This is a genomic window from Bradyrhizobium sp. USDA 4011, assembly GCF_054063415.1.
Genome location: NZ_JBSSGG010000002.1, coordinates 179590 through 203876, shown reverse-complemented (window position 1 = coordinate 203876; position 24287 = coordinate 179590). Strand labels below are relative to the sequence as shown.

Annotated in this window: 22 protein-coding genes and 2 pseudogenes; 10 read left to right on the top strand and 14 right to left on the bottom strand. The window is 59.0% G+C overall.

The genetic code is table 11. The annotated features are described in order from the left end of the window. Positions 1-54 precede the first annotated feature (54 nt). Positions 55-1497: a calcium-binding protein gene (locus tag ACVW1C_RS41295; RefSeq protein WP_409898441.1), complete on the bottom strand. Its 1443-nt coding sequence runs from the start codon at positions 1495-1497 to the stop codon at positions 55-57. Between the two features lie 462 nt (positions 1498-1959). Between ACVW1C_RS41295 and ACVW1C_RS41290 the strand changes: the two are divergent. Continuing rightward, positions 1960-3123, top strand: a pseudogene (locus tag ACVW1C_RS41290) (heavy metal translocating P-type ATPase); the annotation flags it as partial. 105 nt (positions 3124-3228) lie between these two features. Here the strand turns inward: ACVW1C_RS41290 and ACVW1C_RS41285 are convergent. Beyond that, the gene (locus ACVW1C_RS41285; protein WP_155253168.1) at positions 3229-3573 is read right to left on the bottom strand and encodes a hypothetical protein; all 345 of its coding nucleotides are present in this window, start codon (positions 3571-3573) and stop codon (positions 3229-3231) included. Between the two features lie 132 nt (positions 3574-3705). Here ACVW1C_RS41285 and ACVW1C_RS41280 point away from each other — a divergent pair, with 132 nt between their 5' ends. After that, a complete protein-coding gene (locus ACVW1C_RS41280; RefSeq protein ID WP_028133040.1) occupies positions 3706-4110 on the top strand; it encodes a four-helix bundle copper-binding protein in 405 nt (134 codons plus the stop codon). A gap of 239 nt (positions 4111-4349) precedes the next feature. Here the strand turns inward: ACVW1C_RS41280 and ACVW1C_RS41275 are convergent, their stop codons facing one another. Continuing rightward, positions 4350-4922: a hypothetical protein gene (locus ACVW1C_RS41275; RefSeq protein WP_049819842.1), complete on the bottom strand. Its 573-nt coding sequence runs from the start codon at positions 4920-4922 to the stop codon at positions 4350-4352. An 18-nt stretch (positions 4923-4940) separates the two neighbouring features. After that, complete coding sequence (locus tag ACVW1C_RS41270) at positions 4941-5318, bottom strand: response regulator transcription factor (RefSeq protein WP_049819843.1); 378 nt, start codon at positions 5316-5318, stop codon at positions 4941-4943. 69 nt (positions 5319-5387) lie between these two features. Here ACVW1C_RS41270 and ACVW1C_RS41265 point away from each other — a divergent pair, with 69 nt between their 5' ends. Beyond that, on the top strand, positions 5388-5726 hold the full coding sequence (locus tag ACVW1C_RS41265; RefSeq protein WP_155253169.1) for a hypothetical protein: 339 nt from the start codon (positions 5388-5390) through the stop codon (positions 5724-5726). A gap of 317 nt (positions 5727-6043) precedes the next feature. Here ACVW1C_RS41265 and ACVW1C_RS41260 read toward each other — a convergent pair. Beyond that, a pseudogene (locus ACVW1C_RS41260) lies at positions 6044-6250 on the bottom strand (TrbI/VirB10 family protein); the annotation flags it as partial. A 535-nt stretch (positions 6251-6785) separates the two neighbouring features. Between ACVW1C_RS41260 and ACVW1C_RS41255 the strand changes: the two are divergent. The 3 genes from ACVW1C_RS41255 to ACVW1C_RS41245 all read left to right on the top strand — a co-directional run bounded on the left by ACVW1C_RS41255 (position 6786) and on the right by ACVW1C_RS41245 (position 9635). After that, positions 6786-7082, top strand: coding sequence for a hypothetical protein (locus tag ACVW1C_RS41255; protein WP_028133041.1), 297 nt, complete (start codon positions 6786-6788; stop codon positions 7080-7082). Positions 7083-7525: 443 nt separating this feature from the next. Beyond that, positions 7526-9055, top strand: a complete 1530-nt coding sequence (locus ACVW1C_RS41250; protein WP_456763316.1) for an HAD-IC family P-type ATPase — start codon at positions 7526-7528, stop codon at positions 9053-9055. Further along, positions 8940-9635: an HAD-IC family P-type ATPase gene (locus tag ACVW1C_RS41245; protein WP_456763315.1), complete on the top strand. Its 696-nt coding sequence runs from the start codon at positions 8940-8942 to the stop codon at positions 9633-9635. Before ACVW1C_RS41250 ends, ACVW1C_RS41245 begins: the two co-directional genes overlap by 116 nt. A gap of 1013 nt (positions 9636-10648) precedes the next feature. Here the strand turns inward: ACVW1C_RS41245 and ACVW1C_RS41240 are convergent. Then, on the bottom strand, positions 10649-11638 hold the full coding sequence (locus ACVW1C_RS41240) for a TorF family putative porin (RefSeq protein ID WP_028133043.1): 990 nt from the start codon (positions 11636-11638) through the stop codon (positions 10649-10651). 255 nt (positions 11639-11893) lie between these two features. Here ACVW1C_RS41240 and ACVW1C_RS41235 point away from each other — a divergent pair, with 255 nt between their 5' ends. Both ACVW1C_RS41235 and ACVW1C_RS41230 read left to right on the top strand, forming a co-directional pair. Next, complete coding sequence (locus tag ACVW1C_RS41235; protein WP_049819844.1) at positions 11894-12340, top strand: helix-turn-helix transcriptional regulator; 447 nt, start codon at positions 11894-11896, stop codon at positions 12338-12340. A 25-nt stretch (positions 12341-12365) separates the two neighbouring features. Then, positions 12366-12803: a helix-turn-helix domain-containing protein gene (locus ACVW1C_RS41230; protein ID WP_080672099.1), complete on the top strand. Its 438-nt coding sequence runs from the start codon at positions 12366-12368 to the stop codon at positions 12801-12803. Between the two features lie 142 nt (positions 12804-12945). Here ACVW1C_RS41230 and ACVW1C_RS41225 read toward each other — a convergent pair whose 3' ends face one another. From ACVW1C_RS41225 to ACVW1C_RS41200, 6 genes are all read right to left on the bottom strand, one after another. After that, entirely contained in the window at positions 12946-13347 is a 402-nt protein-coding gene (locus ACVW1C_RS41225) for a DUF1622 domain-containing protein (RefSeq protein ID WP_028133045.1), read from the bottom strand. A gap of 166 nt (positions 13348-13513) precedes the next feature. After that, a complete protein-coding gene (copD, locus tag ACVW1C_RS41220) occupies positions 13514-14434 on the bottom strand; it encodes a copper homeostasis membrane protein CopD (RefSeq protein WP_028133046.1) in 921 nt (306 codons plus the stop codon). Further along, on the bottom strand, positions 14434-14802 hold the full coding sequence (copC, locus tag ACVW1C_RS41215; protein WP_028133047.1) for a copper homeostasis periplasmic binding protein CopC: 369 nt from the start codon (positions 14800-14802) through the stop codon (positions 14434-14436). The genes copD and copC overlap by 1 nt, the downstream gene beginning before the upstream one ends. A gap of 67 nt (positions 14803-14869) precedes the next feature. Further along, positions 14870-15163: a copper-binding protein gene (locus tag ACVW1C_RS41210; RefSeq protein WP_028133048.1), complete on the bottom strand. Its 294-nt coding sequence runs from the start codon at positions 15161-15163 to the stop codon at positions 14870-14872. A gap of 47 nt (positions 15164-15210) precedes the next feature. Continuing rightward, the gene (locus tag ACVW1C_RS41205; protein WP_028133049.1) at positions 15211-16578 is read right to left on the bottom strand and encodes a multicopper oxidase family protein; all 1368 of its coding nucleotides are present in this window, start codon (positions 16576-16578) and stop codon (positions 15211-15213) included. A gap of 34 nt (positions 16579-16612) precedes the next feature. Further along, positions 16613-18055: a TolC family protein gene (locus ACVW1C_RS41200; RefSeq protein WP_245269298.1), complete on the bottom strand. Its 1443-nt coding sequence runs from the start codon at positions 18053-18055 to the stop codon at positions 16613-16615. A gap of 1489 nt (positions 18056-19544) precedes the next feature. On the opposite strand from ACVW1C_RS41200, the gene ACVW1C_RS41195 reads away from it, so the two are divergent. After that, positions 19545-19937: a hypothetical protein gene (locus ACVW1C_RS41195; protein ID WP_155253171.1), complete on the top strand. Its 393-nt coding sequence runs from the start codon at positions 19545-19547 to the stop codon at positions 19935-19937. A gap of 377 nt (positions 19938-20314) precedes the next feature. Here ACVW1C_RS41195 and ACVW1C_RS41190 read toward each other — a convergent pair whose 3' ends face one another. Together ACVW1C_RS41190 and ACVW1C_RS41185 are read right to left on the bottom strand one after the other, a co-directional pair. Then, a complete protein-coding gene (locus tag ACVW1C_RS41190) occupies positions 20315-20920 on the bottom strand; it encodes a hypothetical protein (protein WP_155253172.1) in 606 nt (201 codons plus the stop codon). Positions 20921-21830: 910 nt separating this feature from the next. Beyond that, positions 21831-23648, bottom strand: a complete 1818-nt coding sequence (locus ACVW1C_RS41185; RefSeq protein WP_080672078.1) for a DUF3141 domain-containing protein — start codon at positions 23646-23648, stop codon at positions 21831-21833. Between the two features lie 276 nt (positions 23649-23924). On the opposite strand from ACVW1C_RS41185, the gene ACVW1C_RS41180 reads away from it, so the two are divergent. Next, positions 23925-24185 (top strand): hypothetical protein, encoded by a 261-nt coding sequence (locus ACVW1C_RS41180; RefSeq protein ID WP_028133053.1) that lies wholly within the window; start codon positions 23925-23927, stop codon positions 24183-24185. Positions 24186-24287 lie beyond the last annotated feature (102 nt).

The window sequence follows — 24287 nt, the reverse complement described above, 5'->3', positions numbered from 1 at the left end:
CAAGACGGTGAAATCCGGTGCCTACTTCAGCGCCGTTTCGAGCGGTCGGCGCTCCTAGACCAGATGCCACTCGGTGTGGGTTCCCTGGAAGATCATTTCGCTGCCTTCGGTGCTGATCGAGGGGTCGGGTACGAAAGCCCCACCCTCGACGGCGTTGAACATGAAGTCGTCCTGGGCCAACTGGCTTTTTTGGATGCCTTCCAGAAAGATCGAGCCGTCGCTCCAGTTTACCAGGACGCCGGTGTGACCGTCGCCGTGCGGGGATAGCGAATCGGTGACACTTACCTCATTGGGGAGAATGTCCATGAACGCGATGTGGTCGAACGCGCCCGGCCCCGGGTCGAAACCCGCCACCACGACGTCGTTGCCGCTGCCGTGCGAGACCATGAAAGCGTCGGCGCCGTCGCCGCCGTTGTAGACGTCGTTTCCTGCCCCGCCTTCGAGCATGTCGTGCCCGGCGCCGGCGCTGAGATAATCGTTGCCCGCTCCGCCCATCAGGTTGTCGGCCATGGCTGCGCCGTAGAGCTGGTCGTTCCCGTCGCCGCCGCGGAGATCGTCCCGCCCGTCTCCGCCGCCCAGAACATCGTTGCCGGCATCTCCCGCAAGGTGGTCGTCGCCTCTTCCGCCGTACAGATGGTCGTCGCCTCCCAGACCGAAGTAGAAGTCGTTCTTGGCCGTGGCCTGGAAGACGTCGTTCTGTCCATCGCTGCCGTATTTGATGAGATTGCCGTCGACGGAGCGCTGGAATTGCGAGGGGGTCTCGCCTGCCGTCGTCGGCGCGCTCTCGCTGCCCTCGTCCTTGACGAAGTGCTCGGCGGTGACGCGGTCCGCGTGGGCGCTCGCCGGGTCAATCAGGTGGCGGTCGTCGACGAACATGAAGTCGTCCTGCGCGAGATCCGCCTTGAACACGCCTTCGAGCAAGACCGACCCGTCGCCCTTGTTCGTGTCCCAACTGATTAGGACGCCGTCCTGCGTGTCCTTGAAGCGGAACTGCTCGGGCTCGATGTCCATGACGGCGAGATGGTCGAACATCCCGACGCCAGCGCGGAAGTCGGTGATGACGTCGTTGCCGCTGTCCGGAGAGATCATGAACGCGTCGGCGCCCGGGCCGCCGGTCAGAACGTCGTTGCCGCGCCCGCCGTCGAGATCGCCGTGGCCGCCTCCCTCATCCAGCACGTCGTTGCCGTCGCCGCCCATCAGCGTGTCGGCCTGGCCGCCACCCACCAGCTGGTCGTTGCCGGCGCCGCCGACGAGATGGTCGCTTCCTTCGCCGCCGATCAGACGGTCGTTGCCGGAACCGCCGATGAGATCGTCGTCCATCGCTCCACCGACGAGGTGGTCGTTCCCGGCGCGGCCGAAGGCTATGTTCATCTGTTCGTCGGCACCCGTCAACCGGTCCGAATGATGGTCGCCGATGAAGAGGAGGTAGTCGTCGAAGGTCTGGACGGTAATGTCGTCTCCGGAGTGATGATGCCGATCCTCGAAACGCCTGCTCATTTGGTTGCTCCCGGTTCGAACCCGACGAAAAGCGATCGGCCCGTCGGGCCACGCTCTGCCGGTCTTTCGAACCCCCGCGCCGGAGCTTTGTTCCTAGTTCTGTCCAAGCCGCACCCCGGGAAGAGCGGCCGATTAACGTAGGTTGATCGGCGATATTGTGCTTGAAGCGCGCCTGTCAAACAGGTCCGCCGATAGCCCGGTCCCTCGAGCGGCGGCGTTTGCACGATTCGATCATGCCCTCCTTGGCAGGCCTTGGCCCGCTGCGGTCGACCGCTCTGCCGGCAGGAAATCCGGCCTATGATCGGCGGGCACCGCCGCCGGACCCGACGACCGGGCCCCTGCTGGGATTCGACAAACGCCGGCAGCAGCATTAGCAAACGACGCCGGCAAATTGGACGTGGAAGCCAATTAAGTCTTCCGTCGGCCTGTTGGCTTCGAACTGCGCAGATAGAGTCCGCCATGGTCGCGTTTGTGGCGTTCGCCGCTTGGGCCGTTTACGGGCCGGAGCCACGACTCGCGTTCGGCCTGGTGGCAGCGGCAGCGTTCTCATTATCGCCTATCCGTGCGCGCTCGGCCTGGCGGCGCCAATGTCGATCATGGTGGGCGTGGGGCGCGGTGCACATGCGGGCGTCCTTATCAAGAACGCGAGGCGCTGGACCGCATGGAGAAGATTGACACGCTCGTGGTCGACAAGGTCGGTACGCTGACAGAGGGCAGGCCAAAGGTTGTCGCAGAAGTACCCACAAACGAGTACTCGGGGGCAACCGTGTTGAGGCGCGCTGCAAGCGTCGAGCGCGCGAGCGAGCATCCGTTGGCGGATGCGATCGTCAGCGCGGCCAGGGATCGCAGTATCCAGACGACCGACGTTAAGGATTTCGACTCGCCAGTCGGCAAGGGGCCCCTCGGAACCGTCGAAGGCAACGAGGTGCTTCTCGGAAACGCGACGTTCCTGTACTCGCGGGGCGTCGACACCTCCTCGCTGGAAGCGGAAGCCGAACGCCAGCGTGGCGAAGGCGCAACCGTCATCAACATGGCCATCGATGGCAGCCTCGCAGGCATCTTGGCCATTGCCGACCCGGTTAAGCAGCCAACTGCCCGAGGCGCTGCGCGAACTAGCCGTCAAAGGGGTCAGGGTCATCATGCTCACCGGCGACAATCGGACGACCGCTCAGGCGGTGGCGCGGAGGCTTGGTATCCCGCATGTGGAAGCCGAGGTTCTGCCTGACCAAAAGAGCGCGGTTGTCTCCAAGCTACAGAAGGAGGGTCGAAAAGTCGCAACGGCGGGCGCCGGCGTCAATGATGCGCCGGCATTTGCGGCCGCCGAAGATGGTATCGCGATGGGTCGGGCACGGACGTGGCAATGGAGAGCGCCGGAGACACCCTGCTCAAGGGAGCCTCACCGGCCTCGTGCGGGCGCGGAGGCTATCGCAGGCCACCATGAGGAACATAAGACAGAACCTCTTCTTTGCGTTCGCCTACAACGCGGCAGGAGTCGCGATCGCGGCCGGCGTGCTCTACCCGACGCTTGGATTGCTGCTGTCGTCGATCGTTACTGCGGCTGCGATGGCCCTCTCCACCGCCAGCGTGGTTGGCAACGCGCTGCGGCTGCGAACGGTGCGGATCTGACGTCGGAGCATGCGCGCCGTTGGCTTTGGCTTGCGTTCCGCATTCGGAGCATGACCGCAAGGCCGGCATCGCGAAATTGGCCCCGCTGGTTGCTGTCGGAATTGGTCAGGGAGACGATGTGATCGGGGAATGCGTGGCCCGCCGCACGCGTCCCTTGGGAACACCGTGCGCGAACAAACTGGACGCGGAGAGGCTGCCAAGAAGCTCTACCTTGGCATCATTCAGCGCTCCGCACGCCTCCTGTACGGCTTTCACAGCCTCGAGTTGATCGCCCTGATGCGCGTACCAGACCTCCTGCACGTGCTTCCCATCTCGTAGTTCAGGCCAAGTTACCAGGATGGCATAACCGTCCGCGGGAATCTCGAAATCGTGAAGAGTGGGCTTGGTTCGCTCGGCTGACAACGCATCTCCTTCCAAAACGACATCCGTTTCCACAAAGCGGCCAGCCAATCATGGTTCCTCAGTCTGCGACACAGGCGCCCTAAGGACGACGCGGTGAATATTTCCCAACCATTTGCCCATAAGAACCTTACCGCTCCTCGGGAATTGGTGTGCTTTGGTCCACAGCTCTTGGAGTTCCCAATGCATGTACATCAGATGATCAGCACGCACCCTCGCGTTCGCGGAGAGACGAATGACGCGCTCATCCGCTGCATCGAGGAGTGCTATTCCTGCGCGCAGGCATGTACGTCCTGCGCTGACGCGTGCCTGGGCGAGGAGAAGGTGACATCGCTGACCCAATGCATCCGGCTGAACCTGGATTGTGCCGACATTTGCAACATCACGGGACGGATCGCTACCAGACGTACCGGTTCGGACGAAGAGATGATCCGGAGGATGCTGGACGCCTGTGCTGCTGCGTGTCGGCTTTGCGCCGAGGAATGCGAAAAGCACGCCCAGATGCATGAGCACTGCCGAATCTGCGGAGAAGCGTGCCGCCGATGCATGAGCGCCTGTGAGGAGGCGGGACGAAGCATGAAGCACTAAGTGAGAATGGGGGACACCTTAAGACTTTGCTTCCCGCGCTAAGTACGGCAGATGCGGGCTGAAAGCGATGGAGGCGGACGAGGCCGACGCGCGCCGCTTAGAGCAGGCGCGCGATGCCCTGAATACCCTTCATTCCCGTTTCGAAACGGGCGATCGCGTCCTTGTTGCGCTCCCAGTTCACCGTAAAGCAAGAAACGCACCTGCAGGTCTGCCACACGACTGAAGTCAGACCGGCGAAGCTAGTTTCGCACCTCCTCCTCCCTGCCGTCAGGAGCGACCAGAAACAGTCCTCCCCGCGCATGCAGGTCTCTGCTCAGCGCAAGATCGAGCATGCGAACGATGCCGGAGTAGATGAACGTCGGCTCGACCTCGAAGGCGGCTGACACGCAGCTGCTCGCGCCGTCAATCCAGAGTGCGTCGATCAATCGAATCGACTCCGCGCTGGCGGCGTCTTCGACGAACGGCGGAAGATGATCAAGGCACCCGGCGGCCAACGTCGCACCGTCGTGGGCCCGCCCTCTATCGTCTGCGGCGATCCAGATCTTGTACCCGAGGGACAAGCCTAGGTCCCGGAGCCAAGCTTGGAATTCGGTGTGCGTGAGGGCGTTCTCGCGCGCGACCTCGATCGGACCTTCCAGCCGCTTCGCGGTCTCCCGTGCTTTCGAAAGTGCGGAGAGTCGCCTGCTCCGAGGCGAGGGGGTAAAGCGCCCGCTACCGACATCGAACAGAAATCCTGCGATTGCGCTGAGACTACTGCGCTGCTTGGACCCCCGCTGTGGGTCGATCTCCTCGTGGAATATCGGCCGCGCCAACGATTTCCTCGCGCGCAGTCATGCATGTTTCTCCGTGACAGAAGCGATGATCGCAATCAGCACTTCGCGGCTTACCGGCTTTGGCAGGAATGCCGCCGCACCAAGGGAGGCCGCTTTGTTCGCGATGGCCTTGTCGTCGGCTCCGGTCACGACAATAGTCGGAATGTTTATTCCCAGTCTCAGCAGTTCGCGCTGCAAATCGAGACCTGTCATTTCTGGCATATCTACATCGAGTATGAGGCATGCGGGCATTGCAAAGGGCAGCGCCGCTAAGAAGGCCCGAGCTGAGGAATAGGTGTGGCACTCGACACTGTCCGCCGCGAGCGCTCGCGCCAGAGCTACTCGCGTGGACGCGTCGTCGTCGACGATAGCAACATGGTCCGAAAGCTCTTGCATTGAACCGCCGCCAACTCGGTTTCTCCTGGCTTCGCGAAGCTGATGCTATTGAAGGCCGAAGGAGGTCTTTTGATCCAGATCAATGTCTCAAGAGGCTACTTCGCAGGAGTGAACGTCCTCAACAGTTCGCCTTTGCAAGAATGCAACCAAAAATGTCGCAAGTTTCTGCGCAAAAACATTTGGCTGAAATCTCCAAAAGTTGCTGTTATGAATACCGAGCATTTTGCGCCAAATTCCGCGCTTGTCCGCGTTCGGAACTACCGCCAAATCAGCTTCACACGCCATCGCGGCTGCGGACTACGGCAGTGTTCCGACGGGCAGCTAAAAGTCCTGTCAATCAAGCAGTCAACGCTCAGCCGCTCGATTCAATTGCTTGAACACAGAGTTGGAGCGGCAACATTCGAATGATCGAGAGATGGCGTGCGAGCGACACCGACCGGCCGGCACTTCTTGCGCATAGCACGCTCCATTCTTTAGCAACTGGATGCGCTTGCAAGCCTTACGCACGCCGCCGGGTTCTGCACATCACTTACAGCTGTAACCTCCGAGCTTCGTTGCTGGAGTTTCGTGGAGATACCCTGGTATTGAACTCTCAGAAGTCGAACGCTGGCGCACGCATCTGGCAACCACGTCTCGCAATGGTTTGATCGATGTTCTTATTTTGACGGGAACCTTCACAGATTTATCATCGACAATCACCTCAAGCTTAAGTTGTGCCAAATTGTTCATACTCGATAAGGTTCCAGGATCAAGTCGCGATTGACGATAAGCCGGGACGGACCGTCAGCGTTGGCTGGCGATTGAGATTGCGTCGAGCCACCTGCTGACCTGTTTGGTTTACGGATTCACCTGCGCCGCGTCGTCGTGCCTGGGCAACCGCTGTTGCCATTCTTGTTGAAGTCAGATCCGGCATTCACCTCCGTCCTTAGGGCAGCAGAGTTGACAGCGCGGCTACGGCCCTTATTTGCCAGGATCGCCGCTTGGCGGCATCGATCCGATGAGACCTGCGATCGCCGCCTTGGGCTCTAGGCTACCTTGTTTCCGCTCGCGCGTTCGCCAGCGGCTCACGCTCGCCGCCTCGCCCCAAATCGCTCGGCAGCCCTGCCGGCCGGAAATGCCCCCTGCAATACAGGCAAGGACGTTCGCGAAGGTCCATCGACAGCGGTTTCGCCATGCCCGCCGGCCTCCCGGCGAACAGCTTGAATCATCAAGAGTTCGATTCCGTAGTGCGCACCAAGCTCAACTGATTGCCGCTGCGTTTTTTGGCTCGACTCGGGACGACAGGTGCGAGTTAGATCAGCGTGTTCTGCCGCTCCTCGTATTGGGTGCAGCGATGATCGCCTCGTCGCACCCGGACAATTTCCGGAAACGGGGGATCACAACGAAGCAAACTGTGCATAGCCGCGGCGATGGCAAAGGTCCGCTAAGCGCGGCTGTCCGCGGTGTAGGTTCGCAGTCGACGCGAGCTTGATCGAGCCGGATGCTAATCGGCAGAAGGGGATCGAACTGACCGCTGTCGGAAACGTCCGTCTTTTGGAAGACCGCCTTGCCGCCGACGGCCGCTGTATCACGCGCGGTGCCTTCTACCCGCGGATCGACGTCGCCAATCACGACCGCAGCGCGCGCCGCTGGGAAGGCAAGCGCCGTCGCGCGGCCGATCACCGTGCGGCGCCGGTGATCAGCACAGTGCGGCCGTCCAAATCAATTTCGGGTCCTGGCCTGCACAAAGAGCTGGCGCGCAAAGCGATCGCGCGCCCCTCCTGACGCTAAGTGGTCGGGTCGTGATTCATAGGGCGGGAACCGACCGACGCCAAGATAGCGCGAGACCTTGGGCGCGTGCTCGCCATAACGGTACCTGTGCGCCTTCCCTTGAATATGTGATGAAGCTGCTCGCCCCAGGATTCGACGAAGAACTATTCGACCATACGTTCCGGGCCCTCCGCGTCCGCACTCACGGCCCAGCGTAGGCGCCGCCGCGTCAGCCTGGTGCGATTAGCTCGTGCAAAACCGCTATGAAGGCCGGGCCTCTCGCCGCGGACCCGGGCAGTCTACCAGCGGCGACTTGCGGGGAACTCGATTTATGCTCACAATAGACCGGACTGAGGTGACAAGGAACCCAGTCGCTCTGAAAACCTACTGACGGCAGACTGGGATGATAGGCGCCTGAAGCCAGGCTCCATGCCGTCATATGGTCGGGAAATGCCATCGTGAATTCAAGCAAGCATGGCCCCCACGGCGCGGAGCATCTTACGCGATCAAGGCCTGATTCGGCTGATCCGCAGCGCTCGTCCCAGAACGCGGAAATAGGCAATACTCACCGTCGCGCGCAGACCGATCATAGCGGCCACGACAAGCACGCTGGCCACAGCGTCGAGATGTTCCGCAACAGGTTTTGGGTTTGTTTTGCACTGACCATCCCGGCACTGGTCTGGGATCCGATGATCCAAGATTGGTTTGGCTTTCGGGCTCCGGCGTTCCCCGGCTCGGCTTACGTTCCTGCCATTTTCGGAACAGTTGTCTTTTTCTATGGTGGATGGATCTTCATCGAAGGTGGGGTCCGCGAATTGATGGCCCGGCTGCCAGGCATGATGACCCTGATCAGCTTGGCTATCAGCGTGGCTTTTCTCTACAGCGCCGCCGTCACACTCGGTCTCCGTGGTCACGCGCTGTGGTGGGAACTAGCGACTCTTGTGACAATCATGCTGCTCGGCCACTGGATCGAGATGCGCTCGATCTTCCAGGCACAAGGCGCGCTCAAGGAGCTTGCAAGGCTGTTGCCCGACAAGGCTCTGCGGTTCACCGACGATGACCAAACGGAGGAGGTTACAGTCGACCAATTACGCGTCGGCGATCTCGTTCTGATTCGCCCTGGCGCAAGCATTCCCGCCGACGGCATTGTCAAGTCCGGCAAGAGTTCGGTGAACGAATCGATGATTACCGGCGAATCCCGCCTGGTGTCGAAAGGCGAAGGCGACAGAGTGATTGCCGGTACCGTCAACAGCGAAGGTTCGCTGCGTGTCGAGGTGACAGGGACCGGAGAGAAGACCGCTCTCGCGGGAATCATGCGCTTGGTGGAAGAGGCGCAGACCTCGCGGTCGCGGGCGCAGGCGCTTGCCGACCGGGCAGCATTCCTCCTGACGGTTGTGGCAATTGCGGCTGGCGGAGCCACCCTAGTAGTCTGGCAAATACTTGGGGCATCGCTTGATTTCACCATCACCCGAGTGGTGACGGTGCTGGTGATTGCCTGTCCACACGCGCTCGGTCTTGCCGTTCCGCTGGTAACCGCGATCTCCACCACTATGGGAGCAAAGTCCGGCCTACTTGTCCGGGATCGGCGCGGATTGGAGGAGGCGCGCGATCTTAACGCGGTGGTATTCGACAAGACCGGCACGCTGACGCTTGGAGAGCACCGAGTAGTGGAAACCGTCACGGTGGCGGGAATTGAGGAAAACGAGGCTTTGAGACTAGCCGCAGCGGTGGAGCACGACTCGGAGCATCCCATCGCGCAAGCACTCGTCAAGAGCGCGAAGGAGCGCAATCTCCAGGTGTCCCGCGCGGGAGGACTTTCAGGCCATGGCGGGTCACGGGGTCCAGGCTATGGTGGACGGCCGCGAACTAAAAATGGGCGGCCCTGCACTGCTGAAACGCCTGGGCGTGCAGCCGGCGCCCGAGCTGCGCGAAGCCGCGGAGCGTTTCGGGCAGAAGGGGCAGGCTGCCATCTATCTGATCGAGGGTGACGGTGTCGTCGCTGCCTTTGCTATCGCCGATGCGATTCGCCCGGAATCATACGAAGCGGTTGAGCGGCTGCACCGGGAGGGCATCGCGGTCGCCATGCTCACCGGCGATTCCGAAGCCGTGGCCAGAACCGTGGCCAAGGAATTGAGGATCGACACCGTCTTTGCTCAGGTGCTGCCCGAGGACAAGGCAGAGAAGATCAAGGAGCTGCAGGCGCAGGGCAAGCGTGTGGCCATGGTTGGCGATGGAGTCAATGACGCGCCGGCACTGGTGACTGCCGACATCGGAATCGCCATCGGGGCGGGAACCGATGTTGCAGTTGAGGCAGGCGACGTCGTGCTGGTTCGGAGTGACCCTCGCGACATCCCGCGCATTGTCAGGCTCAGCCGGGCGAGCTATCGCAAGATGCTGCAAAATCTTTGGTGGGCGGCGGGCTACAATATTTTCGCAATTCCTCTCGCGGCGGGTGTACTCGCCTGGGCGGGAATTCTCCTCGCGCCCGCTGTCGGCGCGATTCTCATGTCGGCGAGTACGGTAGTCGTGGCGATTAACGCGCAATTGCTGCGGCGAGCGGAGCTTTAGCTTAGAACGCACATCGAATTCGCACCCGTCGTCCCAAATCGATCCGAAAACCGCAGCGGCAATCAATTGAGCTTGGTGCGCACTATCGAATCGAAATCTACTGCCGCTCCTCGTATTGGGTGCAGCGATGGTCGCCTCGTCGCACCCGGACAATTTCCCGAAACGGGGGATCACAACGAAGCAAGGTGTACTCGTCCTTGGAAAACGGAGGTGGCACGCGCCAGCAAAGGGCCTCTCCAACAGGTACCGCGTACGAATGCCCGTCCTTTAGTTCGTAGCTGCACGAGTCAGATTTCTTGATCGCTTCTTGAGCGTGTGCATGGGCCAACGAAGCCAATACAAAAGATACCACGAGTAACACGCGCATGTTCTGTCCTCCGCGCATTTCACGAGTGGGGCCAGAGAAGGAGCGAACGACAATGCGCCCGCATTTGTCAGCTGGCATCAGAGCGACGGAGCAGCCCCGATGTCATACTCTGATCCAGAACTCGTTCAATTCAGTACGAGGTAACAAGTTAGATCAATCATCAAACGCGCTTTTGACGCAGATCAATCAGTTTTTCCAAATCCATCCCACGGCGTACCCCCCCCCCCGCGGTCATGCCCACGGGTGCAAGGCCAAAGAGGTCGGGCGTCTCATGGTGAGGTCCCGGTCGTTGTCCAGCAAATGGCGGCCAAGTTTCTTGCCGGGCGGGGCCCGCCAGAGCAGATTAGAGAGACCCTTTCAGCAACCTCGCGCGGAACGACTGAGCGGAACCTCGACTCAACCTAAGCGCCCCTGAGTAGGGCAATGTGAGAGGCGCGTGGCGTAGATTCCCACCATTTGCTTATGGGAGCCGATAGCCGCCGCGTTTGTCCGGCGGTCCAAAAAGAGCACGCCTCATCTGAGGCTTTGTTGGTCGTGAAGGGGGGGCGGACCGACGAAGGGCACAATTTTCCCAATTCGCGCATCGCAAGATGAAGAAGGGCGACAGATCTCTCTCCCGCCCTTCGATCCTGTCAGAGTCGGATGCTTACTTCAGATTCGTAATTGCCGTCAGGTCAGCCGAGAGCTTGACAATGCCTGCGGCGCCGCACCAATTCGAGCCAACTCCGGTCGGATTGATCGGGGTGAAGCTGCCATCAAACTTGGCCGTGTAATCCCCAGTGAAGGCATTACAGTTGCCTTTGGACAGGTTGGTGTCGGAGTAACGCAGGTCGAGCGTAAAGACCTTGTAGGTGAAGCCAACACCTATGTTCCAGGTATTGTAGTCGGCATAGTGGATCCCCAAGGGAGAAGCTGGCACCCCGTAGAATGAATCGGTCGTTCCGAACCATTGCCGCCCGAACTCGCCGGACACATACATGCCGACGCCACTGCTGCCGAAGATCGTGCTCGGGGCGGTGTACTTGCCGATGATCGAGGTATAGTTGCCCCATGCGCCGGAGTTCAAAAAGCTAGGACTGTAATATTCGTTCAGACCGAATTGCCAGTTATCGTTAACCGTGTAGTTGACCTTGCCATAAACTTCGAAAAAGCTGACATCCTTCTTCATCACATTGCCATTAGGTACGAAGTTGGCGGCGCATTCGGCACCAAGGGGATTTCCCGCGAAATCCGCGGCAGCGCCGTAAACGCAGGTACCGCCAGGATACAGATAGCCCCAAACGCCGAAATCAAAGGCAAAGGCTCCGAACGTTGGGCGGATACCGCCATAGATGTCAATTTCCGCGGCAGGACGGTTTGTGAACGAGATGCTCTCTCCGGCCAGACCGACGTAGAGTTGCAGGTCTTTCGTGACGTTGAATCGAGGCTCGAAATAGGCGGCCACCGAGGGCTTATGGTTGGACTGCGTCACGCCACGGAAGATATAATCATTCATGATTGCGCTGCCGAACGCGATATCCCATGGGTCGAACGCAGCCGGGGGTGGCGCCTTCACGGCTTTGACCGGCATATCCGCGGCGAAAGCCGAACCTGATATCATTGCTAGCGCCGTTGCCAGCAAAGCCCCTGTTTTCATGATGTCCCCTCAACTTTAAGTTTCAGTTGCCGGAGAATCTGAGCGAGTGAGTGCGGCAACGGATAGGACACATTGTCGCTGAAGATTGACAGGCCCGTGAAGCAACAAACGTAGGCACGTGCCTAAGCATTGGGCGATTTCCGGCATTTCAGGCTGATTTCAGGCGTTCGTTGCATTTTCATCACACCTTAGGCTCCTATTCCGACGATATCATGAGCCGTGATGGGCCAACTTTCCGGTTCGGGAGACTTGCGGATGAACGGGGTTGAGTTGAAGGAGTGGCGCAGGGCCATGGGCTTCACACAGCAGCAGGCCGGAGACGAACTCGGCGTGACCAGGGCGACGATCCAAAATTGGGAGTATGTAATTACTCCCATTCCACTCACCGTGCCCTTAGCCTGCAGGCAACTCTTACGCCGAAAAAAGCGTCGCCCCGAGTTCGGACCGGTGACTTTGGTCTACTCGATCATTCCGCTCCCGAATGGGTCAAATCTTGCAAGCGAACCGGCTGCACTCACTTGCAAGGGGTGCGTCAATAACATTGAGGCCTTCCGAAGGATCAATGAACTCAGCGAAAATTCGACCTTCTTCAACGCGATGATATTAGATGACCTTGGAAGTGCCATCTGGAGCGGCAACGAGTTGACGAAGCAATGCGAAGATTTTAGGTCGGCGTCAGTGCACGCGCCTCTTGGTCTGTAGATTACGCCCGAACTGGATGACGCCGGTGGACTCGTGGGATCTGAAAAAGTGGCGAAAAAGATTTGGATATAACCAGTTTGAGGCGGCAGAGAAACTCGGAGTAAACCGCGGCGCAGTACAAAACTGGGAGCGTGAAATCAGACCAGTACCCAAGGCAGTCGAGCTCGCCTGCGAAGAACTCAGCCAGCTCGCGAACCGACATCCAAGCGTTGGTCCGGTCTTGCTTGTTTATACGGATGGCCCCCTCTTGCAGGCTTCGCAGGAGCCCTATCAAGTCTCAGTGTTGCGCTGCGAATCCTATCCAACCAACGAAGCCGCCATTCAACAGGCATGGCGTTTGACCCGAGATCCATTGTTTGTTGATCCGTTCATTCTCGCCGAAGACGGGTCTGTCATCTGGGATTCGCCGGCGCTTCTCAAAGAGTGCGACAGACGCTTCACTGACAAATCCAGATGCAGATAACCTGCAGACCAAGGGCGGTTAAGTATGGCTGATGTCTGGTCGGAACCCGCCTCCATCGCTGTCGCCGCTTCGTCCAGCAGCAGCATCAGCGGAATAGGTGAATAGGTCGGATGAATGCCAAGTGCTGGGGCGCACTCGATGATCACAGGCCTTCACTCTGGATTTTGCTTTCTTCCTTTCTACGCCAAGGCAGTCGTCCATCGACTTCGATCTGAAGCGAGAAGCTCAAAAGCGTCCGGATCATAATAATCACGGCGAGTATGCCAAGACGTTCAAACGTCGGTACGATCGCGACCATTCCGATGATATCGGCCGCGATGAAGAACTCGAGACCGAGCAGAATCCCTCGCCCCAAATTGGCTCTGTAGGAACGATAGGCTCTCGTCCACTCTCCGCTCGCAAGATCACGCGCCATCCATGTGGTAGAGACAAGCACCCCCAACAGGATGACGGCGACACCAAGTATTTCGATCCCTGTTGCAATCCAATGAAGGGTGTGGCCTAGCCCATTCCGAACTTCGCCGCTGAGCAATAGATCCGACATTCGTGAGCGTCCTTCAGGTGGCTCGACCGCGAGCCCCACCAGTGGCACCGGTCGAAAAAGACCTTCTCAGCTCAACGTTCCCAAACGTAAGATGTCGCCGCGGGCGGCTGCAGGGCCAGTGCAGCCAGCACCGGGGCCAGGTTCGATTGAGGAGAATGCTTCTCGCTCACGGGACGATCGCCGGCTGCATGGTCCCCAGTATACTTACAACGAACAGGACCAAGAGTCCCAACAGCTGCTCGCTCACGATGTGGTTCCGCAGCTGGCGAAGGTAGTCGATGGTACCCGAGCGGCATGCAACGGCAGATGATTTCTCCAGCGCAGGAATAAGCCAGAACCTGTTGGCTACGGCAAGGCCGAGCATACCTATAAAAAGCACAAGCTTCACCGCCAGAAGCTGCCCGTACCCGGACGTCAATAGGGCGTAAACCGAACCGACCAGCAGCCAACTGTTGATCAGACCCGTTCCGACGAGAGTCGCGACCGCCAAATAGCCCATACCGGAAAAGCGGACGAGGACGTCGTCGAGCGGGGACACGTCATCAGGTGTCTTGCAGTAATGAGAGACCAGGTAGGCGAGTGGCAACAATCCTCCAAGCCAGGCTCCGGCGGCAAGAAGGTGCACCCCGTCAGCCAAGACATGAACAATGCCGGCCCATCCTTCCTCGACTTGGGTATGGCCAGTACCTGCTAACGAGAAGAGAAGTACGGCCGCGAGAAGGGATATCATCACACTTCCCGCGACATACGTCACCCCACTGCTCATCAGGACCACTATGAGCAAGGCAAGCAGCATGCGCCAGGTCCAGAGAGTGCCAAAACTCGTGTGCTCCGCGAGCAAGAGAGTGTCCGGATCGAGCAGACCGGAAACATCGCCGGTCATGCTTGCGACAGAAAAAAAGAACCATGCGATTCCGCTCACTATCGCCAGAAGTGCCGCCAAAAACAGCAGCCGCCCTCTCCAACGGAAGATTCGGTCTGGCTCTCGGCCTCGGTATGCGTAGAGGGGAAATAGCGCCATGCCAAACAGGGTTGTTGCCGCTATGTACTGCAGCAGTCGCGATGCTACGAGTCCAATATCTATCATCAGCGTCCCACGCTGAATGAGTAGCTTCCCTTGACGCGATGGGTATCGTCGGAGACCGCGTGCCAATCCACCTTGTAGTCTCCGGGCGCGAGGTCCTGCTTCATTGGGACGATCAGAATCTTCTTGTTTGCGCGATCCGTATCTGACTTCCCGACTGGAATAAGCTTACCGCTTGGATCCCTGAGCTCGATGCCTGAGAATTGCGGAATGACAGCTTCGTTAAATATGATTCGGATCTGCTTCGGCGCAGGCGCGGTCGTGCCAGCAGCCGGCTCCGCAGACTGAAGCTGCGGGTGAGCTTGCGCCAGCGAGGTAAACAGGAGGACCGCAACTCCAGCCGCGGCGCCATATTGAAATGCCTTCGACATTCTTTCCTCTTCCTTGTGAGATCTGGACTGGACGGCGCCGTCTGCGCAGCGACGTCCAGGATCAGGATCACTTGCCCTTCTGGATTTTGGTTACCGCGAAACCGTTGTCTGATTTCTCCGCCTCGAACGTAACCTTGTCACCCACCTTCACCTGCTTAAGCATCGCAGGGTCCTTGACGCGGTAGACCATCGTCATCTCCTCATCCATGCCAATGCTCTTGGCAGGTCCATGCTTCAGGGTGATCTTGCCCGCGCTCTCGTCGATTTTCTTGACTTCGCCCTTGATGTCTTCCGCCGCAGCGGCTGTCACCAACATGGCCGCCACGAGCACGGCGCCTGCCGTTTGGATCAGTTTGTTCATCGCATTCTCCTTCAGATGTCTTCGTTTGTCCCAGTCATAGCTCTGCGTTACATTTTCATCCCTTTCATCGCTTTATTCCCGCCATTCTTAGTCGGTGATTTCGGAGCTCCCTGCTCTTCCCGAACTGGCTGCGCCGCCGGCGTCTCAACTTCATAGGCAACGGTGCCTTTCGGGAATTGATAAGGACCGGGATCGCGGTAGTCGTCTTGCGCAAGTTCTTCCCGGATCTTCATGACCGTAAACATGCCCCCCATCTCGATCGGACCGAACTGTCCGGAGCCGGTCATCATTGGCAAGGTGTTGTCCGGCAGTGGCATTTCCATCTCCCCCATCGCCATGCCCGTCGATCCCATGGCCATGGAATCGGGCGCGAGCTTCTTGACCGCTTTGGCAATTGCTTGCTTGGGGACCCCGATCAACGTCCTGAGATCGTGACCCATCGCATTCATAGTGTGATGCGATTTGTGGCAGTGGAAGGCCCAGTCACCAGGGTTGTCGGCGATGAGGTCGAAGGCGCGCACCGCACCGACGGGCACGTCGATCGTGGTCTCCGGCCATTGCGCACTCTCCGGCACCCAACCGCCATCCGTACAGCTTACGGAGAAGCTATGCCCGTGCAGGTGAATCGGGTGATTGGTCATGGTGAGATTGCCGATTCGCACCCTGACCCGATCGCCAAGTCTAACCGGCAGCGGGTCGATCCCCGGAAACACTCGGCTATTCCAGGCCCACATATTGAAATTGGTCATCTCGGTGACCTTAGGAAGATAGGTTCCGGGATCCATATCGTAGGCGCTCATGATGAACACGAAGTCGCGGTCGACAGGGCGGAACGCGGGATCCCGCGGATGGACGATGAACATTCCCATCATGCCCATGGCCATCTGCACCATCTCATCGGAATGCGGATGGTACATGAACGTGCCACTCTTCTTCGTCTCGAATTCGTAGACGAAGGTCTTGCCCGGTTTGATGTGCGGCTGCGTCAAACCACCGACACCATCCATTCCGCTCGGCAGAATCATGCCGTGCCAGTGCACGGTCGTCGCTTCGGGAAGCTTGTTGGTGACGAAGATGCGGACCTTGTCACCCTCGACCGCTTCGATCGTTGGTCCCGGCGACTGCCCGTTGTAGCCCCAAAGGAACGCCTTCATGCCTTCCGCAAATTCGCGCACCACGGGTTCAGCAACCAGATGGTACTCCTTCCAATCTCCGTTCATGCGCCACGGCAGCGACCAACCGTTCAGAGTCACGACAGGTCTGTAATCCGGGCCACTGCTCGGATGAAGCGGCGGCTGCATCGTGACCTTGTCCATGATTGGCGCTTCCGGGATTGCAGCAGCCTGAACGCGGCCGCTGATCGCGGTCGCACTGACGAGCGCAGCAGTACCTAAGAAACCTCTTCTCGAGATCATCGCTCACTCCATTGGTTGACTGCCAATACTTCGATTAATTGGGAGTCGATGCTACGGCAGACACTGTTGTGATTCGTCCTTCCCTGCCGGAGTCGCCGGACCCGCCGCCGTTGACGGCTGTCTGGAGATCGGCCGTTGCTAGCCAGAAGTCGCGTTTTGCTTCCGTGGCGGCGCGGAGAGAGGCAACACGCTGTCGCGCTTCAGCCAGCACCGCAAAGACGTCGACCTGCATCGCGCCGTAACGCAGCTCCGTTTCGTCGGCGATCACCTTGCGCAGCGGCAGAACCTCGCGTTGATAGTGGCCGGCGATATCGTAGAGCGAGCGATAATTGCGATAAGTTTCCCTCGCCTCCGAGCGCACATTGACCGCCCGCTCCGTCAAGCGATTGAATGCCTGGTTATAGATCTCAGTTGCTTGCCTGACCCGAACTTCCCCTCCATCAAAGATAGGGACCTGAAATTGCAGCTCAAAGCCGCGCTGTCGAAACGGGCTGCCCTCTGGCTCCTTGGTGCGACTATCAATTCCCGCCAAATCCAGGAGCGTCACAAATCGGGTTGCCTCGGTCAGATTTTGCGCCCTGGCTAACGCGCCGAGCTCGATCCGAGCGATCTGCAGATCGACGCGATGTGCAACCGCATCGACCTCTATGAACGGCAGACTCTTTGGCCGTCGCGGCAGGTCAGGCAGGCGACTGGGAAGCTTGAAGTTCAGCTTCTGGTCCCAGAGCCCCATCGCCCGCGCAAGCCGCTCTCGTGAGCTCGCGGCCTCTTGCCGCGCGGAGGCAACATCCGCAGTGATCTCTGCGTAGAACACCTGCTCGCGCGCCTGGTCGAGCTTGTTCATCGACCCGGTCTTGCCGAGTTTCTCGGCCAATTCGGCGATCGCTTCCGCAGAGGTTTTCGTATCGTTCAGCACCACGGTAAGTTCATTTGCCCCAACCGCCCGGTAGTAGGCTCGCCGCGTCTCGGCTGCAGTTCGAAGCGTTTCAAGGATGGCCCGGAATTGGGCTGCACGAAACCGTTCCCGTGCAATCTCGGCGCGAAAAGGAAGCGTCGCGAGAGCCAGAATATCCCCAACTACCTGACGGCTGGTCTCGAAGGCCGCGTCCCCACTCACTCTTGAGATCGAAAAGACCGGATTGGGCGGAAGGCTCTGCTCGACGGAGTCTGCTTCGGCCAGGGCCAGTTCATTAAATGCAGCCTGCAGACCTTTGTTGTTGAGGAGGGCGATCTGGATCGCCGTTTCGACGTCGAGAGTCCGGCCGAGCAGCCTCTTTACCACTGCTTCCGTCGTGTCGGCGTCCTCGGCCGTGCGCACCGCAACCACGTCTTTTTGGATCGTGGCGCCGACACCGTCTGCGACGAGCGTCATGCCGTGGTCCGGAGAGAAGTTTGCACAACCGGCCAGCATCAGCGTCAGCACCAGCAATGACGAGCCGGCGATGACGCGAGGGTGCATCGAGTATGAAGTTCTCATCGTTTCCACTCCTACTCGGACTTGGCGGCCGGAGGGGTCACGCCCTGATTGTGCTCCTTCCAACCGACTGGCGATGCCGGCCGCAAGCTGGTGTAGGGAGCGACAGTCGAGCGATAGGAAGCGCCGCGGACTCGCACCCCGGGGTCCGCGGGATCCGGTCCCGCCAGCGGCGGTGCAATCTGAACACAGCCAGCTAGGACGGCGGCGGGTATCAGCGCCAGCGCTGGATTCCGCAGCTGCGCCAAGCGCTGGCATGCGACCGCACGTATTCGGACGCGGACCGCTCCGAGAAAATCGAACATGGATAGGAATCCTGACCAATTGACATGAATCACCTGGCCCGCGCTGGTGCGCTGGGCCATGCGTCAGCTTAGTCCGTTTGGTCAGGAAATCGGAGGACGGTAGTGCCGAGGCGGCGCGTTATCCCTCAAGCGGAGGTACGCCTCCGGCAGGTAGGAAGAGCGCTGTGGGGTCGGCGTCAAGATCTCAGCACTTCCGGCTGGCAGCCCGGGCACTGAAATCAAGCTGCAGCAGGTCGCGCCGCGAGGAGCCTTGGCCGGCTGATCTTGGTCGACGCGCCCATTGTTATCGGCCGATGCGTCGTCGGTGACGACGCTCGCTCCTGAGGCGGCTACATGATGATAAGCGTCACCATGCTCGTGATTGTGCACCACGACGCCTTGCTCATGACTGTCGCGGGGCGAGCAGTGCGATGACGCAACAGCAAGGCTAGGGGCGAATGCGCAAAACGCATACACGAGAGCAAGGACATATCCCGCTCTTCGCCGACCCGCGTTCGTCAACCACGACAACATACAACCGTCTCTACCATCGTTCGCGCGTGCGGAAAAGCCGACAACATCGAATTGCCGCGTACTGGACCATGCGCTCCGCCCGGCTCACGGTAGCCGAGGTGTGTCGCATATATACCCGTTCGGGGTACCTGTTGCAATATATCGCAGGGATCTCTCCCGCGAATCATGCGCCCGCCCCATCGCTGCGGACGGACTGCACACATGAATATTGATGCAAATCAACAACGTAGAACCAACATATAATAGGCTTGTTCTATCATCGCCTTGAAGGAGCGGAGTCATGATGGAACCTCGAATTCAAGTCCAAGAATGGCTACCGGTCTCTATAGTCGCGCCGGATGGGGATCTGGAAATCGGAGTCATGGATTATGATGGCCTGATCGTCGCGCTTCCCTATCCATGCCACAGAAGCGGAGTGGGCTTTGTGGACGCCGCAAACAGGAGGCACGTTGATATTCAGCCGACCCATTGGCGGAAATGGAATGCCTCTCGTGAGGGAGGCGGTCCGGTGGAGCTCCCGCGAGCGGAGCAAAGCTGACGATTGTATCCGGATCGCCTTCTTAGAGAGCGCTGGCATTACCTGCTGCAGGGCCGACCTCGCGCGCACGCTTCCTGAAAGACACCCCGGCGTAAACGTAGCGCTGACCATTGGGGTTACGTCCGGAGCAATCTCTATGAAAATGGTGTTTAATTTGGGTGCGGCCGCGATCGGTTTGCTCTTCGGCGTGTTGCCGGTAATAGCTGCGAGCGTTGTGAGCGACCGGCACTGGTCGACCAATCATCTGGCGCAACTTCCCGCTGAGCTACAACGTCGCGTGTTGGTGCTGCAGAGAACCTGCGGGTCCGAAATCTCCGCGCAACACTACTTTTCGACATCGATTGAGATCGGCAAGGAAGGTTTCCGGGCCCTTCACTTCCAAGATCAAGTTGCCAAAACAGGCAATCGATTTGCACTGAAGGCGGCTGTTTGCACGAGATCTACAGGCGACGCAACGGCACCTTCGGAAAGATCTTCGGCCTATTCGCGCAGGATGTCCGAATGGAAAGCTATTCGGGAACCCTATTGATCAGAGCTACGCTCGGCAGCGAAACGCAAAGCTTTCGCTGGACCGGACGCACGTTCGTTCGAGCGCACTAATTCGTCCTCCACGTTCATCGAGCGCCGCTCCGGGCGGCTTTCCCTTTGCGACTTTTGATAGGTATATATTGTGGATGATGCGCGGGGTCTGTCCGCTGCACAGCAGCTACCTCCCGTCGCGGCGCTGTATGCATACCTCTCGGCCAAGCTCTGTAGGTCCATTGCTATTGATCAAGCTTCGCGACGATTGCATGGCTGGCCCGGCCGAAACCGCGACTCTGAAGCGCCCCTCCTCGCCTCATACGGTCTCTGCTTCAATACAATTCTGTAAGCTCTGTGCCGATTCGGGTCCGTGAACTGCAATGATCAGGTGTTCGCTCGCTCGTCACCGGTCGACACATCCGGTTCATACCAAAGCTCCTTGATCACCTTGAGAACCTTCCTGCTGACATGCAGATTGCAATAATGTCCCGGCTGGCCGGAAACCGTGCCCGACTTGCGCCTGGGATTGTAGGTACAGACCTGCTCGTTTCCGCCCTGCGTGAGCGCACGCGAGGTCGCGATGCTGATCGCGCACTTTTCGAGGTGCGCAGGTGGTATTTTCGTTAATTCAGGATTGGTGCCGTCCTTGGTGATGAGCTGCCCATAGAAATCGAGCTCTTGCTTGACGCCGGCCGCGCGTAGCCTTTCGACGAAATTAAGCGTCTTTACGCGATCCTTTACCAACCCTGTTCTGCTCACCCAGACGTACATCATCAGCAGTGGATACGGACCAAAGAAGAAACGCGATCGTTTTCGGATTGGCTCAGCCAACAGAGAGGCAAGACCTGCTCCAAATCCGATCCCAAAAATCGCAAACCCAGAATACATCCAGACTCTGTGATAATCTGCAGGCAAATGCTCTCCCAGCATCAGGGGGAACAATGCCAATATGATCCCGATCAGACACAAGGAAATGCCAATGCGATTCATGATTGTACCCGGGTGAGTCGCGAGGCCACCGAACGGATGGATGCGGCTCCTTAAAGTTCTAGCCTTCATCGGCTGGCAATTCACTCTCTTGTTGGACGTCTCCCGGTAGACTAGACCCAGCTAAGACAGTACTCAACTCCTGCTCGGGCAACGCGCGAGATCGGAAGCGTTGGTTTCAAGCAACGGGATTCCTGCTGATTACTCGTAATGGCTGCATCAGCTGCAGCTGCCCGAAGGCGCTATGTTTCAACAAGGATGGGTCCTCGTTGGTGGATCCGCGAACTGACAAGTTCGGCGTGCCTGGTTCGCCCAGATGATCTAGTACCTAGGGTCGATGGTTGTAGGGCCCGCGCCAGGGCGCTCCACAACATTTCACTCTGTAGAGGTCGAACACGGGCAGATCGAAGACTCCTCCACACGCTGCCGCCCCTTCCTGCATCGGCGTTAACTTCTGCCTGCCACCATCTGCGATCCCGGCCGTGAGAACTCGACGCTCACGACGGCGTCCGCAATTCGCACAGCATTTCGCTGCATTGAACAGCGCCGCAAGGATCTGGTATTCGTGCGGGGTGCCTAGGCACGTGGCCACGCAGCCCTTGTTCAGCGGCGCTCATGATCAGTTCCTTGATGTTCCGCAGGCACGAGACTGAAATAGGCCGTCACCCCTCTTCGGGTGTTCAGTTGCTGGGTTTGCAACTCTGTCCTCGCCGTTGATGGCTCATTCGAAATATACGCGAGGCTCCCAGTCCGACCGCGAAGGCTCCAAGGAGAAGCGCAATCGCGTAGGCTGGCTAACCATGGCGGCAGCTTTCGGACGCTACACTTAAAGACTCGCTGAGCTTCGGATTCGGAGACAAAGGCGAACCCTATGGGCGTTGACACCATCGCGTTCGATCTTCAGACTACGGAATCACCTCGATAGCACATCATTTGGCCCCGGTAACCGGCCGTAGAGCAACTCGAACCATCGCTCATAAGTCGTATCGCGCTGCCGTCGCGCTTCGGTAATGGCGCCGCCTATCGTGTCGAAAGCCTTGAGCTCTGCAGCCTTGTAGGGGTTCGTATCAGGGGCAACATGCCGGTCCTGTCGAATGGACGACGCGAGCGGCATCAAGATCGACGACAATGGATTGAAAGCGGTAGCGAACATCAACCGGCTGGTTCGCATCGGGTGGAACCATTCGAGCAGCAGGGCAGACAAGGGCGTCGAGGTGGCTCTCACCCAATTTCCGAGGGTTGCTGAGTAGAGTTCATCCAGCCGCGACGAAACCTCGGCCACGCGCCGAAACGCAGCTCGGTTCTCCGGAAAGTGCAACTCCTCAACGCGCCGCTCCTCGAAGTGGATGGTATAGGCTTCGCGTTTGCAATCGGGATTGCCGGTCGGATTGTCGATCCTCATCTCATAGAGACCGGGCGCAAGCGCGGAGATTCGATCAAGGTGCTCGAGAATCGCGCGGTGTTCGAGACGCGCAACGCTGGCAGAGACAAAAATCCCGAGATGCCCGACGTGAGGATTGATGAGATACACGATCCGCTGGCCGGCGCGCTTCAAGTCTTCGGTGCTGCCGTAGACCGTCGGGATCCACCCAAGCGCCTGGTGGGGTGGGGTGATGTTGTCGCCCTGCGAGGCAAAAATGACCATCGGATTACGGACGCGGCGCAGATCGGCAAAGCAGCATTCGCACACCCGCAACAGGCCTTGTTCGAACTTATTGCCGATGAAGAGATTTTGGACAATGGCGAGCATCTCTTCTCGGCTGAGAAAATAGAAGCCGTTCCACCACCGCTCGAATTCAAGAAAGCGGTCGCGCTCCTCATCGACGTGAGCAAGGAGATTGGCATACTTGTCCCAAACCGCCTCGGGCTTCAGGTTCTCGAAATTCTGCACGAGCCATGCTCCATCGAACCGGCCGTTGCCGAGATCGGCGGTCAGGTGCGTGAGCCATGCCCCGCCCAACAATCCGCCGGACACGCGAGCCGGGTTGATGCCCGGTTCACCACTCCAATAAGACAAGGGCGAGCCGTTCAAGACGGCTGGTCCGGCGAGCCCCTCGCAATCCGCCGCCAGGATGGCGATTGCCCATCCGGCCTGACAGTTGCCATAGAGGATCGGAGGCGTTCCATCGTGCCTCCTCGATACCTCCACGACGAACCGGCGAAGCGCATGCAGTACGTCGGCAATGGTCTGGCCCGGGGCCGGATCGGGATAGAACAACACGAAGTAGACGGGATGCCCCTCGTGCATGGCGATCCCGACTTCCGAGTCGCGTTTGAAGCCCCCGATGCCTGGACCATGCCCGGCGCGTGGGTCGACGATCACAACCGGCGGCTTTGCTGGATCGAGACAGTCGTCGACGCATTTGTCTCCATATTTTCTTATCGCTGCCAACGCGTAGTTGACGGGCCGTTCAAACTGACGCGCGTCCAACAAGATTTCGTAGTCGAAATTGAGCAACGGCGGTTTGCCGGCTCGCTCATGAGCAATCATGTTGTCAGCACGTTGCCGGAGCGCGTCCCAGAACAGGATGGTTCGCTCCCACAAATCGCGTCCATACGCGAATGCGGTGGATACGCTAGGCTCGCCTGCGCCCTGCGGGGCGCCAAAATCCGGTCTTTGCAAATATGCCGGTTGTTGAGGCTCCGAAATTGCTTGCAGGCGAGCGGCTTGCACCGTCGTCGTCGGAACGACCTGATCGACTGTTGGGTTTGCGGCGGGAGCAGTTGGCATGGGTCGCCTCGAAAGCTGTTCGACACTCAACAATCGACCGGTTTTGCCTGCCGAGATTTGCGCCAAATCAACCCCATGCTTCTTCTCATAACACACCTTGGTAGGAGGTCTCGCAACCGGCTCCCCGCAAGCATGCGGCGCATTTTGCTGAAATTTCAGGCAGCACAGAGGGTGCTAACAGAATGCGCTTTTGACATGAATCAACTGGCAGAGGTTCGATTTTGCTTTTATCTTTAGACCTAAGGTCGCAATTGTCGTTGCCAGGAGAAGGAAATCATGAACTTGACAAAGATGCTCGCCATCGCTGCCGTCGCCGCCCTCGCCGCGGGGTCTGCTCTTGCCCAGAGCACGCAAACGACTCCCGATACCGAGAAGAATGGCCACCATTATTCCGGTGGCCCGAAGACCGAGGTCCCCCATCACATGGGAAAGAAGGACATGGGCATGTCTTCCGGTAAGAAGAAAGGTGCTGGCGGAAGCCATCATTACAGTGGGGGGCCAAATTCGGATGTCCCGCATCACACGGGTGCGAAGTAAGGCTGAAACAAAGCAGCTGCAGGCGCTCAGCGCCTTTATCCGTCGCAGTCCCGCTACCCCGTGGCGGCTGGGCCTAGAGTTTGGCGCGTTTACGGGAGTGAA

Excerpts from the sequence above, each read along its gene's own strand:
- ACVW1C_RS41295 (WP_409898441.1), bottom strand. The coding sequence starts at position 1,497 with ATGAGCAGGCGTTTCGAGGATCGGCATCATCACTCCGGAGACGACATT.
- ACVW1C_RS41280 (WP_028133040.1), top strand. The coding sequence starts at position 3,706 with ATGCATGTACATCAGATGATCAGCACGCACCCTCGCGTTCGCGGAGAG.
- ACVW1C_RS41270 (WP_049819843.1), bottom strand. The coding sequence starts at position 5,318 with ATGCAAGAGCTTTCGGACCATGTTGCTATCGTCGACGACGACGCGTCC.
- ACVW1C_RS41245 (WP_456763315.1), top strand. The coding sequence starts at position 8,940 with ATGGGCGGCCCTGCACTGCTGAAACGCCTGGGCGTGCAGCCGGCGCCC.
- ACVW1C_RS41240 (WP_028133043.1), bottom strand. The coding sequence starts at position 11,638 with ATGAAAACAGGGGCTTTGCTGGCAACGGCGCTAGCAATGATATCAGGT.
- ACVW1C_RS41235 (WP_049819844.1), top strand. The coding sequence starts at position 11,894 with ATGAACGGGGTTGAGTTGAAGGAGTGGCGCAGGGCCATGGGCTTCACA.
- ACVW1C_RS41225 (WP_028133045.1), bottom strand. The coding sequence starts at position 13,347 with ATGTCGGATCTATTGCTCAGCGGCGAAGTTCGGAATGGGCTAGGCCAC.
- copD (WP_028133046.1), bottom strand. The coding sequence starts at position 14,434 with ATGATAGATATTGGACTCGTAGCATCGCGACTGCTGCAGTACATAGCG.
- copC (WP_028133047.1), bottom strand. The coding sequence starts at position 14,802 with ATGTCGAAGGCATTTCAATATGGCGCCGCGGCTGGAGTTGCGGTCCTC.
- ACVW1C_RS41210 (WP_028133048.1), bottom strand. The coding sequence starts at position 15,163 with ATGAACAAACTGATCCAAACGGCAGGCGCCGTGCTCGTGGCGGCCATG.
- ACVW1C_RS41205 (WP_028133049.1), bottom strand. The coding sequence starts at position 16,578 with ATGATCTCGAGAAGAGGTTTCTTAGGTACTGCTGCGCTCGTCAGTGCG.
- ACVW1C_RS41200 (WP_245269298.1), bottom strand. The coding sequence starts at position 18,055 with ATGAGAACTTCATACTCGATGCACCCTCGCGTCATCGCCGGCTCGTCA.
- ACVW1C_RS41195 (WP_155253171.1), top strand. The coding sequence starts at position 19,545 with ATGAAAATGGTGTTTAATTTGGGTGCGGCCGCGATCGGTTTGCTCTTC.
- ACVW1C_RS41190 (WP_155253172.1), bottom strand. The coding sequence starts at position 20,920 with ATGAATCGCATTGGCATTTCCTTGTGTCTGATCGGGATCATATTGGCA.
- ACVW1C_RS41185 (WP_080672078.1), bottom strand. The coding sequence starts at position 23,648 with ATGCCAACTGCTCCCGCCGCAAACCCAACAGTCGATCAGGTCGTTCCG.
- ACVW1C_RS41180 (WP_028133053.1), top strand. The coding sequence starts at position 23,925 with ATGAACTTGACAAAGATGCTCGCCATCGCTGCCGTCGCCGCCCTCGCC.